Raw genomic sequence first — 14,497 nt, forward strand, 5'->3', positions numbered from 1 at the left:
CCGATGTCGACTCCATTGCAAACCGAAATGGAAACGCTGCTCACCGCCGCGTTCGCCCCCATTCGCCTCGAAGTCATCAACGACAGTGCCAAACATCATGGACACACCGGAGACGACGGCAGCGGCGAATCGCACTTCACCGTCGTGATCGAGAGCGAGGCGTTCGCGGGCCAGTCCCGGCTTGCCCGCCAGCGCATGGTCAATGCCGCACTCGGCGACATTCCGGGCCAGCGGGTCCACGCCCTCGCCGTCCGCGCAATCGCACCGGGAGATGCCGCATGATCGAGACCACCATCGAACCCGTCACGCACGACCTCGGCCAGTTCGAGGTCCGCCGCGTTCTGCCCAACCGCGGCCGCACGATGGTGGGGCCGTTCATCTTCGTCGACGAGTTCGGTCCGGGCCAGCTCGACATCGGCACGGGCATGGACGTGCGCCCACATCCGCACATCAACCTCGCCACGGTGACCTGGCTGTTCGAGGGTGCGATCGACCACCGCGACAGCCTGGGCACTTTCGCGACGATCCGGCCCGGACAGGTCAACCTGATGACCGCGGGACGCGGCATCGTCCATTCCGAACGCTCACCCGCCGAGGAACGCGCGTCCGGCCCCCGCCTTTATGGGATGCAGACCTGGCTCGCCCTGCCCGACGATCAGGAAGAGATCGATCCCGCGTTCGAAGCGCAGATCGGCCTGCCGGTCGTGGAAGATACCTGTGCGAAAGCCACCGTCATCATGGGTTCCTTGTGGGGTCAGCGCGCACCGACGACGACGCACGCCGAGACCATCTACGCCGAGATCGTCCTCGCCCCCGGCGGCGCGTTGCCGATCGACGCTGAGGCAGACGAGCGCGCAGTGATGCTGGTGGGCGGAGAAGCCTCGCTCGATGGCCAGGCCCTTGCCCCCTACACCCTAAACGTCCTTGCCCCCGGCGCGCCCATGCGGCTGGTGTCCGAGCGAGGCGGCCGCGTGATGTTGCTGGGCGGCGAGGCGTTCGCGACCAAGCGGCACGTCTGGTGGAATTTCGTCAGCTCGAGCCGCGATCGCATCAACCAGGCCAAGGAAGACTGGCGCTCGGGGCAATTCCCCAAGGTGCCGGGCGACGAGGCCGAATTCATTCCCATTCCCGACCAACCCAAGACAGTGAGCTACCCATGACATTCGCAGGCAAGGTCGCATGGATTACCGGCGCATCGAGCGGGATCGGTGCCGCGCTCGCCCGGCAGTGGACGGCACGCGGAGGTCTGACGATCCTGTCGGGTCGTGACATCGGCAGGCTCGACGACGTAGCGCAACGTCTCAAGACCGAAACGTTGATGCTGCCGTTCGATGTCCGCGACGAAGCCACCTTGGCCGAGGCGACGTCAGCCGCACTTTCCTGGAAGGGCGGGATCGACTTGGCGGTCGCCAACGCCGGCATTTCGCAACGCTCGGCAGCGGTAGAGACGGACATGAAGGTCTATCGCGAGATCATCGAGGTCGACCTGATCGCCCAGATCGCCTTCGCACAGGGTCTGATCGGCCCGATGAGCGAACGCGGTAGCGGGGCTTTGGCGTTCATCTCTTCGGTCGCGGGCAAGGTCGGCGTCCCGATGCGGACCGCCTACAGCGCCGCGAAGTTCGGGCTGGCGGGTTATGCCGACGCGCTACGCGGCGAACTGTCGCAGAGCGGCGTCGCGGTCCACACGATCTTCCCCGGGTCGATCCGCACCGACGTCAGTCGCAATGCGCTCACCGCCGATGGAACGGCGCGCGGCAAGAGCGATCAGGCGATCGACGAAGGACTCGACCCGGACGTCGCCGCAACCCAGATGCTCGATGCGATCGCCGCCGGGCAGCGCGAGATCATCGTCGCCCAGGGGTCCGAACTGGCGATGGGGGAATCGCGCCGCACGCCCGACGCGCTGTTCGATCAGGTCGCGGCTATGGTTGCGCGCGGATACATGGACAAACTCAAGGAGGGGTGACGATGGAGCGAGCGACGCTGGCGAACGGGATCGAACTGGATTTCGTCGACGAAGGCCCGCGCGATGCGCCGGCGCTGATCTTTCTCCATGGTTTTCCCGAAAGCCATCGCACTTGGCATCATCAGGTCACGCACCTGAAGGACCGGTTCCGCTGCATCGCGCCCGACCAGCGCGGCTATCGTGGGTCTTCGAAGCCGCAAGAAGTAGATGCCTACACGCCCGACAAGCTGATCGGTGACGTGTTCCTGCTGGCCGACGCGCTGGGGATCGAAAAGTTCACGGTGCTCGGCCACGATTGGGGCGGCGCGATCGCCTGGGGCGTCGCGCTGGCAGGCCAGATGAACGGCCGCGTCACCCGCGCGGTCGTGGCCAATGCGCCGCATCCCGCGATCTTCCAGAAGCTGCTCTACACCAATCGGCACCAGCGCCTGTCGAGCCAGTACATGCGCGGCTTTCGCGACACCGCCAACGACGCCTTGGTGCGCGAGCACGGGCTGGCCGGCATCCTGCTTCAGGAGATCAAGTGGGATCGCCCCGACGCGATGGAGCCCGAAGAGCGCGCACAGTTGCTGCAGGACTGGCAGGACCGCGATGCCGCCTTCGGAATGCTGAACTGGTATCGCGCCTCGCCCATCGACGTGCCGCCGCCCGATGCGCCCGACGAATTGCCCGAGGGGTGGATGCCCCCTGCCCTGCCGACCCTGACGATCCCGACATTGGTGGTCTGGGGCATGGAGGATACCGCCCTTCCGCCCGAGAATATCGACGGAATGGCGGACATCATCGACGACCTGACGCTCGTCGAGGTCGCGGGCTCCGGGCACTTCGTGACCTGGGAGGCCCCGGACGCGGTGAACGAGGCGCTCGACGCCTTTTTGGCGCGCGGAGCCTAATCCGCCACCCAGTCGATATCCGCCCCATGGGGATGCGACCAGGCCAGGAGCTGCTCTTCCGAGCCGCCCGGCCAGTACCGCACCTTGAGCGCGTGGCGGTGGATGGTTCGGTCCGCTTCGACCGAAATCCACGCGAGCGCGCGCTCGGGCGTCGCTGCTCTGCCCGCCGCTTCCATCGCGGCGGTGACCCGCTCCTGCTGGTCCTTCGGCACGTACTGCCAGACGATCGAGTGCATCAGCACCCGCGTCGTCCCCTCAGCTTGCGGTGACGCCAGTGCGCTCTCAGCGAAGCTGGCCGCATCCATTTGCGCGATGTCCGGCGCGCGCTCCATCGCGGCGGCGACCGCCGCCTCCATCCGCTCGAACCGCACGGAGTGCTCGGGCCAGATATAGGCCTTTAGTCGTAGGGCCTGGACCGGGTCGGTGAGATCGACCGGTGAGACGTCGCAGCCGCGCGCCGATACGATCTCGACCGGACGATCCGGCGGCGGATCGCCGTGCCACTCCGGAGCGAACCGCATCACCGGGTCGGCGGGTGCAACGGCAACGCCGCCGAGATCGTACGCGTAGCGGTCCATCATCAGGTTGATACCCGCCGAGGACCCGATCTCCAGGCACTCGAACCGGGCGGGAAGCCCCCGGTCGGCCAGCCACAGCATCGCGGCCATGAAATTGCTGGAGCGCCCCGCTTCGTTGGTCTGTGGCGGACCGTCGAGCCACGGCAGCAGGCCGGCCTCGTGCGCGGCGATGGCCTCACGGATCAGGTCCGCATCACGGTGCGCTGCCTCTCCGCGATAGATTGTGCCCAGCTTGGGTTCCGCACCCGACAGGTATAGCGAGTGGATCCCGCCCGCGATCCGCAGCGGCAAGGCGTCTGCAAGCGGCGCGCCCTGCCACGCGCGAATCCGGTCGAGCAGCGCGCCGCGCTCGCCGCTTTCGACAAGTTCGGCAATCGCGGCGACCACCCGCGCGGTGATCGGCGCGGAGGCGGCGGTGCAATAGGCAACCTGGTTCTCGAACGCGCGGGCGACCGCGCCCTCTCCGCTCATGTCGATATCGACCAGTTCGTACTTCGGCCTGCTTTCGCCCATCTTGCGTTGCCCTTTCGTGCCCCGCACCCTAAGTGCGCCGCGCCATGACCGGGCCCATCACCTTCGCCGTTCCCAAGGGACGCATCCTCGACGAGGCGCTGCCGCTGATGGCGCGCGCCGGCGTCGTGCCCGAAGCGGGCTTCCACGACAAGGGCGACCGGCGGTTGGCATTCGAGTGCGAGGGCGGCGATTTTCGGGTCATTCGCGTGCGCGCGTTCGACGTCGCCACGTTCGTAGCGCACGGTGCCGCGCAGGCGGGCATAGTGGGTGCCGACGTCATCGACGAATTCGATTATTCGGACCTCTATGCGCCAGTCGATCTCGGCATCGGTTACTGCCGACTGTCGGTAGCCGAACCGGTCGCGGGCGGCGCCTCGATCGACGGCAGCACGCACGTGCGCGTCGCGACCAAGTATCCCAACCTCACCCGCCGTCACTTCGAGGCGCGCGGCGTGCAGGCGGAGTGCGTGAAGCTCAACGGGGCGATGGAGATCGCCCCCGCGCTGGGCCTCGCAGGCCGGATCGTGGACCTTGTGTCGAGTGGACAGACGCTCAAGGACAACGGCCTGGTCGAAACCGGCACGATCATGGAGATTACCGCCCGGCTCGTCGTCAACCGCGCCGCTTTGAAGACCGACCCGCGCGTTTCCGCGCTGGTCGAGCGTTTCCGCGAGATCACGTCATGAAGCGCCTCATCTTCACCGATCCCGGGTTCGAGAAGGCATTCCGCCGGATCGTCGACGACCGCCGCGAGAGCGACGAGAACGTGGCCGGAGACGTCGCCGACATCCTGGCGCGGGTCAAAGCCCGGGGCGACGAGGCGCTCAGCGAATACACCCATCGCTTCGACGACCATCAACTGACCGAAGATGGCGACTGGCAGATCGACCTTGCGGATTGCCGCGCCGCGTTCGAGGGTCTCGAACCGTCACTGCGCGACGCGCTGACGCTCGCGGCGGACCGCATCCGCATCTATCACGAAAAGCAGCTTCCGCTCGACCGCGACGAGACCGACGCGAGCGGCGTGCGCCTCGGTGCGCGCTGGCGCCCGGTCGATGCGGCGGGGCTCTATGTCCCCGGCGGACGCGCGGCCTATCCCTCGTCGCTGCTCATGAACGCGATCCCCGCCAAGGTGGCCGGGGTCGAGCGGCTGGCCGTGGTCACCCCGACGCCGGGCGGCAAGACCAACCCGCTCGTCCTTGCCGCCGCGCACGTCGCCGGGGTGGACGAAGTATGGCGCATCGGCGGCGCGCAGGCGATCGCCGCGCTTGCCTATGGCACGCAGCGAATCCGGCGCGTCGACGTCATCACCGGACCCGGCAACGCGTGGGTGGCGGAGGCCAAGCGCCAGCTCTTCGGCGTGGTGGGCATCGACATGGTGGCCGGGCCCAGCGAAATTCTTGTGATCGCGGACGGCGCGAACGATCCCGACTGGATCGCCGCCGACCTGCTCAGCCAGGCCGAACATGATCCCGACGCCCAGTCGATCCTGATCACCGACGACGCCGCTTTTGCCGAGCAGGTCGAGGACCGGATCGACGTGCAGTGCGCCATGCTCAAGACCCGCACGGTCGCGCGGGCAAGCTGGGATGATCACGGCGTCATCATCGTCGTCGAACGCCTGGATCAGGCGATCCCGCTCGCCAATGCCCTGGCTGCCGAACACGTCGAGCTGGCCGTCGACGACCCGGCCCCGTTCCTCGACGGCATCCGGCACGCCGGCAGCGTATTCATGGGCCGGATGGCGCCCGAAGCGGTTGGGGACTATGTAGCCGGTCCCAATCACGTGCTCCCCACCGGACGCCGCGCGCGGTTTTCCAGCGGACTTTCGGTCCTCGACTTCATGAAGCGCACCAGTTTCATCGAACTCGGCGCCGAAGCGCTGGCCGCCATCGGCCCCGCAGCCGCGGCGCTCGCCCATGCCGAAGGGCTCGAGGCGCACGCCCGGTCTATCGAAGTGAGATTGAAATGAACGGCAACCCCCGCAGCCAGGCCCGCTCCGCCGCCCGCCTCGCCGCCGTCCAGGCGCTCTACCAGCAGCAGATGGAAGGCACCGGCACCGCGCGGCTGATCGACGAATTCCACCAGCATCGGCTCGGCGTGAGCGTCGACGAGGAAGAGCTGGCCGACGCCGAAGTCGATTTCTTCGACGACCTCGTCAGCGGCACGATCGCCCGCAAAAGCGAGATCGACGATCTGCTGACCGCGCGGCTCGCAGAAGGCTGGACCCTCGCGCGGCTCGACAAGACGATGCTGCAGATCCTGCGCGGCGGCGCTTACGAGTTGCTTGCACGCGCCGACGTGCCGGTGGCCGCCGCGATCAGCGAATGGGTCGACGTGGCCAAGGCCTTTTTCGACGATCGCGAAGCCAAGTTCGTCAACGGCGTCCTCGACGCAGTAGCGAAGGACGTGCGCTGAGCGGCGAGACTGCCTTCATCGCCTCGCTGCGCCATCTGGCGACGCACCCCGCCGCCCGCGGCCTGAACGACGATGCAGCCGTGATCGAGATCGGCGGCGATGAAATCGTCGTCACCCACGATACGATGGTCGAAGGCGTCCACTGGTTGCCCGGACAGGACATGGCCGACGTGGCGTGGAAGCTGGTCGCGGTGAACCTGTCGGATCTCGCCGCCAAGGGCGCGCAGCCGATCGGGGTTTTACTGGGCCACATGCTGGGTAGCGACGATGCCCGCTTCGTCGAGGGTCTGGGCGAAGTGCTGACCGCCTACGGAGTCCCCTTGCTTGGCGGCGACACCGTTTCGGGCGGCCCGCCGCGAACGCTCGGCCTGACCGCGCTTGGCCGCGCGACCTCGCTGCCCGTTCCTTCGCGCAACGGTGCGCGCGCGGGCGAGGCGGTGTGGATGTGCGGCACCGTGGGCGCAGCGATGATGGGGTTCGAGGCCCTGCGGGACGGAACCGGCGAGGATAGCCAGGCCTACCGCCGGCCTTGCCCGCTTCTGGCGGAAGGCCAGCGGCTCGCGCCGATGATAAGCGCCATGATGGACGTGTCCGACGGCCTGCTGCTCGATTGCGCGCGGATGTGCAATGCGAGCGGCGTAACCATCGACCTTGCCCCTGCCAGTGTGGCCATTGCCGCGCCCGAGCACCGCAGGGCTGACGCGCTGCGTTGGGGCGACGATTACGCGCTGCTGTTCACTATATCCCCCGGATTGCAGCCACCGGTTCCCGCAGTCCGCATCGGCGAAGTGCTGCCGCGCGGCGATGCGGCACTTTTGCTGGACGGCACCCCGCCCGCAGATGACACGCCGCTCGGCTATCTCCACCGCGCCTGAGCGCGCGCCGATTTAACCCCGGGAAAACGAGCGGTTTCAGGCTTGCACGCCCGATTCGCGGCCCTATACCTCGCCGCCTCTATGCCGCGGGGGAGACGCGGCGTTTTCCAGGTTAAGCAGGAGGGGACTTACCCGTGGACTTGGTTCTTTTATCGATCGGATTCGGCGCGTTGGCCGTGCTCTATGGCTGGTTCACCAGCATGCAGGTGCTGCGCGCATCGCCGGGCAACGCCAAGATGCAGGAGATCGCAGCGGCGATCCAAGAAGGCGCACAGGCCTATCTCAAGCGGCAATACACCACGATCGCCATCGTCGGTGTCGTCGTCGCGATCATCGTGGCGGTATTCCTTGGTCCCATTTCGGCCACCGGCTTCGTGCTTGGTGCCGTCCTGTCGGGCGTCGCGGGCTTCATCGGAATGAACATCTCGGTTCGTTCGAACGTTCGCACCGCTCAGGCCGCATCGGAAGGATTGCAGCAGGGCCTTACCCTCGCGTTCCGCGCAGGTGCGATCACCGGAATGCTCGTGGCCGGCCTCGCGTTGCTCGCCATCGCCGGGTTCTTCTACGTCCTCACGACTTCGATGGGGCTGGCACCCAACAGTCGCGGCGTGATCGACGCGCTGGTCGCGCTGGCGTTCGGCGCATCGCTGATCTCGATCTTCGCGCGTCTGGGCGGCGGCATCTTTACCAAGGCCGCAGACGTCGGTGCCGACCTCGTCGGCAAGGTGGAAGCTGGTATTCCTGAAGACGATCCACGCAACCCTGCGGTGATCGCCGACAACGTCGGTGACAACGTCGGCGACTGCGCAGGCATGGCCGCCGACCTTTTCGAAACTTACGTCGTGACGGTGGGCGCCACGATGGTCCTCACCGCTCTGCTGATGAAGGGCCTCGGCGATCTGCTGATGCCGCTTATGAGCCTGCCACTGCTTATCGGCGGCGTCTGCATCGTGACCTCGATCATCGGCACGTACTTCGTCCGCCTGGGCGGCGGCAAAAACGTGATGGGCGCGATGTACAAGGGTTTCCTTGTCACCGCGGTCCTCTCGATCCCGCTCATCTACTGGGCGATCAACTACGCGCTCGGCGACATGAATGTACAAATCGGAGCGCAGGCCGTAGCCGACGCCGCATTCACCATCGAGGAAGGCAACATCGCCGAGGAAGGGCTGACCGAACAGGTGCGGACCTTCACCGGCATGGACCTTTTCTGGTGTTCGCTGCTCGGCCTAGTCATCACCGGACTGATCATCTGGATCACCGAGTATTACACGGGCACCAACTATCGCCCCGTGCGCTCGATCGCCAAGGCTAGCGAGACCGGCCACGGCACCAACGTGATCCAGGGCCTCGCCATCAGCATGGAAGCCACCGCGCTGCCGACGCTGGTGATCGTGGCGGGCATCATCATCGCCTTCCAGCTCGCAGGCCTCATCGGGATCGCCTACGCGGCGACCGCGATGCTGGCTCTGGCAGGCATGGTCGTGGCACTCGACGCCTACGGTCCTGTCACCGACAACGCCGGCGGCATCGCCGAAATGGCGGGCCTCGACGACAGCGTCCGCGAGAAGACCGACCTTCTCGACGCTGTCGGCAACACTACCAAGGCGGTGACCAAGGGCTATGCGATCGGATCGGCCGGCCTTGCCGCGCTGGTGCTGTTCGCCGCCTACACCGCCGACCTGGCCGAGTACTTCCCGGGCACCGACGTCGATTTCAGCCTGGAAAATCCGTACGTGATCGTCGGGCTGCTGCTCGGCGCGCTGCTGCCATACCTGTTCGGTTCAATGGGCATGACCGCCGTCGGCCGCGCGGCAGGCGACGTGGTGAAGGACGTGCGCGAGCAGTTCCGCACCAACCCCGGCATCATGACGTATGAAACCAAGCCGGACTACGCCCGCACGGTCGACCTCGTGACCAAGGCCGCCATCAAGGAGATGATCATCCCTTCGATGCTGCCCGTTCTGGCACCGATCGTGGTCTATTTCATCATCGCTGCGATCGCCGGGCAGGCCAACGGCTTCGCGGCGCTCGGCGCCCTGCTTCTGGGCGTGATCGTCGGCGGGCTGTTCGTCGCGCTGTCGATGACCGCAGGCGGCGGCGCTTGGGATAACGCCAAGAAATACATCGAGGACGGCAACCACGGTGGCAAGGGCAGCGAAGCCCATAAGGCCGCGGTCACCGGCGACACGGTCGGCGATCCCTACAAGGACACGGCCGGTCCGGCGGTGAACCCGATGATCAAGATCACCAACATCGTCGCGCTGCTGCTGCTCGCGGCGCTGGCGGGGGGAGCGGCCTAGCCCTCCTCAGACCTTCAACGGGACTGCAAGGCCCCGCCCCGTTTTGGAACGGGGCGGGGTTTTTGCTGTCGGCGTTAAATGTTCTTCCAAAGGAATGGGTTAGAGGGCGCAAATGGACCAACCCATCGGCCTTCCCGCGCAGGGGCGCGCGAACGACGGCGAATTCGCCGTGGTGCCGTGGCGAGACTTTGCCGACTCATCAGGATGGGACGAGCTTGCCCGCAAGGCTGCCGAACCCAATCCCTTCGCCGAACGGTGGTGCGTGGAGGCCGGACTGCGCGCGTTCGATCGCGCCGGCAAGGCGATGATTGCGACCCTCCGGATGGATGGAAAGCTGCGCGGCGTCGCCGCTGTCGCGCGCAGATCCCGGTACGAGCAATATTTGTTGCCGCACTTGGCCGGATGGTCCCACCCCAACGCATTCTGCGGATCCCCGCTGGTTGCTTCGGGACACGAACACGCATTCTGGCGCGCCTTGCTGGCTTGGGCCGACAAGCACGCGGGAAGCGCGATGTTCCTGCACCTCCAGAACCTGCCGCAGGACGGGCCACTCTATGCCGCATTGCGCGACGTCTGCGTGCTCGATCGACGTAGGGCCGCCATCGTGCACCGGCACGAACGGGCGATGCTGCGATCGGACCTGGCGCCCACCGACTACCTCGATCATTCTATGACCGCCAAGAAGCGGAATGAACTGAGGCGGCAGTACAATCGCCTGGCCGAAGAAGGCACGCTCGCATTCGAACGGCATGAGGACGCGCATCGCCTCGACAAATGGATCGAGGACTTTCTCGGGCTCGAAGCCAAGGGATGGAAGGGCGCAGGGAACTCCGCACTCGCCAACTCGCCCGACACCTCGGCCTTCTTTCGCTCCGCAATCGAGGGCGCTGCCACCGCGGGCAAGCTCGAACGGCTTTCGATTACCCTCGGCGGTCGCCCTATCGCCATGCTAGCGAACTTCATCTGTCCTCCCGGCGCGTACAGTTTCAAGACGACTTACGACGAATCGCTGGCCCGATATTCGCCCGGCGTCCTGTTGCAGCGCGAGAACCTTGCCCTGCTCGCCCGCGACGGAATCGAGTGGGCCGATAGCTGCGCTGCCGCCGACCATCCGATGATCGACCGGATCTGGCGGGAAAAGCGCCCCATCGCCCGGGTCAGCATCGCGATCGGCGGACGCGCCCGCCGTGCTGCCGCCGCACTCATCTTCCGCGCCGAAGCCGGCACCAAGCTTCAGGGGCTCTGACGGACATGGACGCTCGCACCGGATTTACCGCTCTCGATTCGGCGGTCTTCGGACCCGCCGCGCGATGTGCCTTTGCAGCCGCCTATCCCGAAACGCCGCGCGTGATCGAACATCGGCTGCGCGACAATCCTCTGCTGTCGCTCGATGCTCTCGCCGTGCTGGCTGGCAAACTGCCCGAGCGGTCGATCGAATATAACAGGGGCGATCTGCCGATCGGCGTCGACGGAAAACCCGGCGGAACCGGCGTTTCCATCGAGGACACGATTCATCACATAGCAACCGCCAATTCCTGGGCCGTCCTCAAGAATATCGAGCAGGTCCCGGAATACCAAGGGCTGCTGCTCGCCCTGCTCGACGAACTGAAACCGGTGATCGAGGCAAAGACCGGCGCAATGCTGCGGCCGCAAGGCTATGTGTTCATCTCCAGTCCCGACGCGGTGACGCCTTACCACTTCGATCCGGAGCACAACATTCTTCTGCAACTGGTCGGCACCAAGACGATGACCCAGTTCCCGGCTGGCGACGATCGCTTCGCACCCGACACGACGCACGAAAGCTACCACACAGGCGGTCCGCGCGAACTGACCTGGCGGGATGAGCTCGCTGACGGCGGAACGGAACTTGCGATCGGGCCCGGCCAGGCCCTGATGGTCCCGGTCATGGCGCCGCATTTCGTAAGGAACGGACCCGGAAGTTCGATCTCGCTGTCGATCACCTGGCGTAGCGACTGGTCCTTCGAAGAGGCCGACGCCCGCTGCTGGAACGCGAAGCTGCGGAGGTGGGGTTGGTCGCCCCGCCCTCCCGGAAGGTTTCCGGCCCGCAATCGCGGCAAGGCGCTGGCATGGCGCGCGTGGCGACGATTGTTCTCCACTCGAAATTCGGCGAGTTGACTCCCGCGTAAAGCTGCCGCAGTGCGCTCGGCCATGACCGAAACGCCCAATTCCCAGCAGCTGATCGCCGACCTCGTCGCCCTTCTCGATCCCGCCCCGCTTGGCGATGACCGCTTCGAGGGGCCGCGCAAGAGAGGCGGCGTTGGCCGGGTATTCGGCGGGCAGGTCATCGCCCAGGCGCTCATAGCCGCCGAGCGAACCGTCGACGACGATCGCGCGGCGCACTCGCTTCATGCCTATTTCCTGCGCGGCGGAAATGAAGATCACCCCATCGAACTGGCGGTCGATCGGCAGCTCGACGGCGGCAGTTTTTCGAACCGCCGGGTAGTGGCCAGCCAGCCGGGCGCCGATGGATCGATGCAGCCGATCCTGAACCTCGCCGCCAGCTTTCAGAAGCATCAGCCGGGACTGGAGCACGAGCGGGCCGTGCCGCCCAAGGTGCCGGCACCCGAAGAACTCCGCTCCGACGAGGAATTGCGCGCCGAGATCGCCCCGACCCTGCCCGAGCGGGTGCGCGCCTTTTTCAACGAACCCCGTCCGATAGAGGTGCGCGCAGCTACCGGTCGGCACTGGCTGGCCGAAGGCGCGCAGGAACCCGTTCAGCATTCTTGGTTCCGCGCCCGCAGCCGGTTGCCCGACGATCCGCGGGTCCACCGCGCGGTCCTCGCCTATCTCAGCGACATGCAACTTCTCGGCACTTCGGTGATGCCGCACGGACTTTCGTGGATGCGGGGCGAGGTGAAGAGCGCCAGCCTCGATCACGCGATCTGGTTCCATGCACCGTTCCGGGCCGACGAATGGCTGCTCTACACGTGCGACAGCCCGTGGTCTGGCGGCAGTCGCGGATTCAACCGCGGGCAGATCTTCCAGGACGGAAGACTGGTGGCCAGCGTGGCACAAGAAGGCATGATCCGGCGGACCGAGCCGCGCGCACGATAGAATCGCCCAGAAGCTAACCGGGTCTTAACCCCGATGAACGAACGTCGCTCCGAACAAAACGGGAGCGCATCCACTTGTCTATCGAAGCACGTTTCGACACCGACGAAGAACAGGGCGACGACCGCGGGGCGCCGCGCCGTACGTTGCGACTGGGGGTCAGCGGGAAATTCGCCGGAGGACAGTCGGGCACGGCGACCGTGCACAATATATCGGCCACCGGGATGCTCGTCGAATGCGACGATCCATTGGCCGAGGGCGAAGCGATTTCGGTCGATATCCCCGAGGCGGGTGAACGCGGCGCAACCGTCATATGGGTCGACGGACCCATGCATGGCTGCCGGTTCAACGATCCCCTGCCGCCCGCCGCGCTGAGCGCAGCCCAGCTACGGGGCGCCGTTCGCACGCCGGAAGGCGAGGCCTTGCCGCTGAGTGAAGGCTTCGGCGCCCGTCTTCATCGCCTCCGCACCGAGCGGGGCCTGTCGCTCGCCGAAGTGGCCGACCGCCTGGGCGTCAGCAAGCCGACCGTCTGGGCATGGGAACACGGCAAGGCGCGCCCGGTAGAACGCCGCCTGTCTGCACTGGCGGAGGCGCTGGGCGTCACCCCCGGCGGGCTCGAACCCGCGAAATCGGGTCCGGTCGAAGCGGTCGAACACGGACGCCGCCAGATCGCAGCGGCCTATGGCGTTGAGCCGTCACGCGTGCGGATCATGATCGAACTGTAGGACTGATCGTTCTGCAATTTTGACTTGCAAGTTATCCACAATTGGCAAAGTTGAACGTGGTTAATAGATCACGTTCGTTGAATCGCTTGAAGTCGTTATCTCAAGCTAACGATTAAACTAACGTGATCTACTGGCCAATCCGGAGTTAACATACTCCGATCGATTGAATGCGTTAGTCTATACTGATGCATTCGGGGCAACGTTAGTTTTTCGCATTGGGCAATGACCGATTCGAAATGCGCCGGACAGGGGCGTCGGGCAGTATGTGGGGCACAATTTCGCCGGGGGAAGCCTCGGCACTATATCGGCTTGTGGCGGATAGCCCGACCGATCTTGTACTCAAGACCGACAGGGCGGGTCGCATCGTTCACGCGACGCCCGCGACAGAGGAACTTGGCCTTTCCTTTCCGCAAGATCCGATCGGATGCCATTTGCTGGACTTCCTTCATCCTTCCTGCGGGGAGGCGGTGCTGGCGGAGCACGCCGCCGCAGTCGCCGGAAGGGACGGGTGCAACTGGCTGGAGGTCCGCGCGCTCTTGCGGGATGGCGGGCATCGCTGGATGGAACTGAAACTAGGGGCCCTGCCGCAACGGTCGGGCGCGCTCGGCCTTCTCCGCTCGATCGAGGATAGGCGTGCGCTTGAAGATCGGCTGTTTGTTGCGGCGATGACAGACCCCCTCACCCGCCTGACCAATCGCGAAGCGTTCGTTCGAATGCTCGGTCACCTCGTCGACAGCGGCGCTCGCGGACACATCGCCCTATTCGATCTCGATCACTTCAGGACGATCAACCTGCAGCACGGACATAGTGGAGGCGACCGCGTCCTCGTCGCCTTTGCGCGGCTCCTGCAGGGGCTGCTGCGCGCCGACGACATCCTCAGCCGGATCGGAGGCGGCACGTTCGGCGTCCTGCTGCCCGATGTGGACGCGGCTGATGCCGACGCCGCCTGCTCGCGGGTCGTCGCGGCGATGGCCGAACTGAATGATGGCGCCGGCACGCAGCGCCTGACCGCGAGCGCGGGCGTCGCCCGGTTTGCAATCTCGGCCGATGCCACTCTGCGCGAGGCTGAGCTGGCGCTGATTTCCGCCAAGTCGCGCGGACGGAACCGTGTGGAGCGGTCGCGTCGCTGGCACTGATACCAGAGGCGCGGC

Annotated in this window: 15 protein-coding genes; 14 read left to right on the forward strand and 1 reads right to left on the reverse strand. The window is 66.0% G+C overall.

The genetic code is table 11. The annotated features are described in order from the left end of the window. The first annotated feature begins 3 nt into the window (after positions 1-3). The 4 genes from AR323_RS10515 to AR323_RS10530 are packed head-to-tail and all read left to right on the forward strand — an operon-like array spanning position 4 to position 2,862. The gene (locus AR323_RS10515) at positions 4-282 is read left to right on the forward strand and encodes a BolA family protein (protein ID WP_057884115.1); all 279 of its coding nucleotides are present in this window, start codon (positions 4-6) and stop codon (positions 280-282) included. After that, positions 279-1,160 (forward strand): pirin family protein, encoded by an 882-nt coding sequence (locus AR323_RS10520; RefSeq protein WP_057883933.1) that lies wholly within the window; start codon positions 279-281, stop codon positions 1,158-1,160. The genes AR323_RS10515 and AR323_RS10520 overlap by 4 nt, the downstream gene beginning before the upstream one ends. Further along, on the forward strand, positions 1,157-1,969 hold the full coding sequence (locus AR323_RS10525) for an SDR family NAD(P)-dependent oxidoreductase (protein WP_057883934.1): 813 nt from the start codon (positions 1,157-1,159) through the stop codon (positions 1,967-1,969). Before AR323_RS10520 ends, AR323_RS10525 begins: the two co-directional genes overlap by 4 nt. 2 nt (positions 1,970-1,971) lie before the next feature. Beyond that, positions 1,972-2,862: an alpha/beta fold hydrolase gene (locus AR323_RS10530; RefSeq protein ID WP_057884116.1), complete on the forward strand. Its 891-nt coding sequence runs from the start codon at positions 1,972-1,974 to the stop codon at positions 2,860-2,862. Here AR323_RS10530 and AR323_RS10535 read toward each other — a convergent pair. Further along, positions 2,859-3,953 carry a DUF2332 domain-containing protein gene (locus AR323_RS10535; RefSeq protein WP_057883935.1) on the reverse strand — a complete coding sequence of 365 codons (1,095 nt, stop codon included), beginning with the start codon at positions 3,951-3,953 and terminating at the stop codon, positions 2,859-2,861. The two genes, AR323_RS10530 and AR323_RS10535, sit on opposite strands and share 4 nt — an antisense overlap. A 44-nt stretch (positions 3,954-3,997) precedes the next feature. Between AR323_RS10535 and hisG the strand changes: the two genes are divergently transcribed. The 10 genes from hisG (at position 3,998) to AR323_RS10585 (ending at position 14,482) form a co-directional block, all read left to right on the forward strand. After that, on the forward strand, positions 3,998-4,639 hold the full coding sequence (gene hisG / locus AR323_RS10540; protein WP_057883936.1) for an ATP phosphoribosyltransferase: 642 nt from the start codon (positions 3,998-4,000) through the stop codon (positions 4,637-4,639). Further along, the gene (hisD, locus tag AR323_RS10545; protein WP_057883937.1) at positions 4,636-5,925 is read left to right on the forward strand and encodes a histidinol dehydrogenase; all 1,290 of its coding nucleotides are present in this window, start codon (positions 4,636-4,638) and stop codon (positions 5,923-5,925) included. Before hisG ends, hisD begins: the two co-directional genes overlap by 4 nt. Beyond that, positions 5,922-6,371 (forward strand): transcription antitermination factor NusB, encoded by a 450-nt coding sequence (gene nusB / locus AR323_RS10550; protein ID WP_057883938.1) that lies wholly within the window; start codon positions 5,922-5,924, stop codon positions 6,369-6,371. The genes hisD and nusB overlap by 4 nt, the downstream gene beginning before the upstream one ends. Further along, entirely contained in the window at positions 6,368-7,246 is an 879-nt protein-coding gene (gene thiL, locus AR323_RS10555) for a thiamine-phosphate kinase (protein WP_057884117.1), read from the forward strand. The genes nusB and thiL overlap by 4 nt, the downstream gene beginning before the upstream one ends. 134 nt (positions 7,247-7,380) lie before the next feature. Further along, entirely contained in the window at positions 7,381-9,549 is a 2,169-nt protein-coding gene (locus tag AR323_RS10560) for a sodium-translocating pyrophosphatase (protein WP_057883939.1), read from the forward strand. A 112-nt stretch (positions 9,550-9,661) separates the two neighbouring features. Next, a complete protein-coding gene (locus tag AR323_RS10565; RefSeq protein WP_057883940.1) occupies positions 9,662-10,795 on the forward strand; it encodes a GNAT family N-acetyltransferase in 1,134 nt (377 codons plus the stop codon). Positions 10,796-10,800: 5 nt separating this feature from the next. Then, positions 10,801-11,685, forward strand: a complete 885-nt coding sequence (locus tag AR323_RS10570) for a hypothetical protein (RefSeq protein WP_057883941.1) — start codon at positions 10,801-10,803, stop codon at positions 11,683-11,685. Positions 11,686-11,718: 33 nt separating this feature from the next. Further along, positions 11,719-12,624, forward strand: coding sequence for an acyl-CoA thioesterase (locus tag AR323_RS10575; RefSeq protein WP_057884118.1), 906 nt, complete (start codon positions 11,719-11,721; stop codon positions 12,622-12,624). A gap of 74 nt (positions 12,625-12,698) precedes the next feature. Beyond that, the gene (locus AR323_RS10580; protein WP_235510557.1) at positions 12,699-13,346 is read left to right on the forward strand and encodes a helix-turn-helix domain-containing protein; all 648 of its coding nucleotides are present in this window, start codon (positions 12,699-12,701) and stop codon (positions 13,344-13,346) included. 263 nt (positions 13,347-13,609) lie between these two features. Then, positions 13,610-14,482: a GGDEF domain-containing protein gene (locus tag AR323_RS10585; RefSeq protein WP_083495366.1), complete on the forward strand. Its 873-nt coding sequence runs from the start codon at positions 13,610-13,612 to the stop codon at positions 14,480-14,482. The last annotated feature ends 15 nt before the right edge of the window (positions 14,483-14,497 follow it).

The sequence above is a fragment of the Tsuneonella troitsensis genome (assembly GCF_001441535.1).
Classification (GTDB): domain Bacteria; phylum Pseudomonadota; class Alphaproteobacteria; order Sphingomonadales; family Sphingomonadaceae; genus Tsuneonella; species Tsuneonella troitsensis.

What these genes read in the sequence shown, in the direction of transcription:
- AR323_RS10565 (WP_057883940.1), top strand. Translation starts at nt 9,662, where the DNA reads ATGGACCAACCCATCGGCCTTCCCGCGCAGGGGCGCGCGAACGACGGC.
- nusB (WP_057883938.1), top strand. Translation starts at nt 5,922, where the DNA reads ATGAACGGCAACCCCCGCAGCCAGGCCCGCTCCGCCGCCCGCCTCGCC.
- AR323_RS10525 (WP_057883934.1), top strand. Translation starts at nt 1,157, where the DNA reads ATGACATTCGCAGGCAAGGTCGCATGGATTACCGGCGCATCGAGCGGG.
- AR323_RS10570 (WP_057883941.1), top strand. Translation starts at nt 10,801, where the DNA reads ATGGACGCTCGCACCGGATTTACCGCTCTCGATTCGGCGGTCTTCGGA.
- AR323_RS10530 (WP_057884116.1), top strand. Translation starts at nt 1,972, where the DNA reads ATGGAGCGAGCGACGCTGGCGAACGGGATCGAACTGGATTTCGTCGAC.
- AR323_RS10515 (WP_057884115.1), top strand. Translation starts at nt 4, where the DNA reads ATGTCGACTCCATTGCAAACCGAAATGGAAACGCTGCTCACCGCCGCG.
- AR323_RS10575 (WP_057884118.1), top strand. Translation starts at nt 11,719, where the DNA reads ATGACCGAAACGCCCAATTCCCAGCAGCTGATCGCCGACCTCGTCGCC.
- AR323_RS10585 (WP_083495366.1), top strand. Translation starts at nt 13,610, where the DNA reads ATGTGGGGCACAATTTCGCCGGGGGAAGCCTCGGCACTATATCGGCTT.
- AR323_RS10535 (WP_057883935.1), bottom strand. Translation starts at nt 3,953, where the DNA reads ATGGGCGAAAGCAGGCCGAAGTACGAACTGGTCGATATCGACATGAGC.
- hisD (WP_057883937.1), top strand. Translation starts at nt 4,636, where the DNA reads ATGAAGCGCCTCATCTTCACCGATCCCGGGTTCGAGAAGGCATTCCGC.
- hisG (WP_057883936.1), top strand. Translation starts at nt 3,998, where the DNA reads ATGACCGGGCCCATCACCTTCGCCGTTCCCAAGGGACGCATCCTCGAC.
- AR323_RS10520 (WP_057883933.1), top strand. Translation starts at nt 279, where the DNA reads ATGATCGAGACCACCATCGAACCCGTCACGCACGACCTCGGCCAGTTC.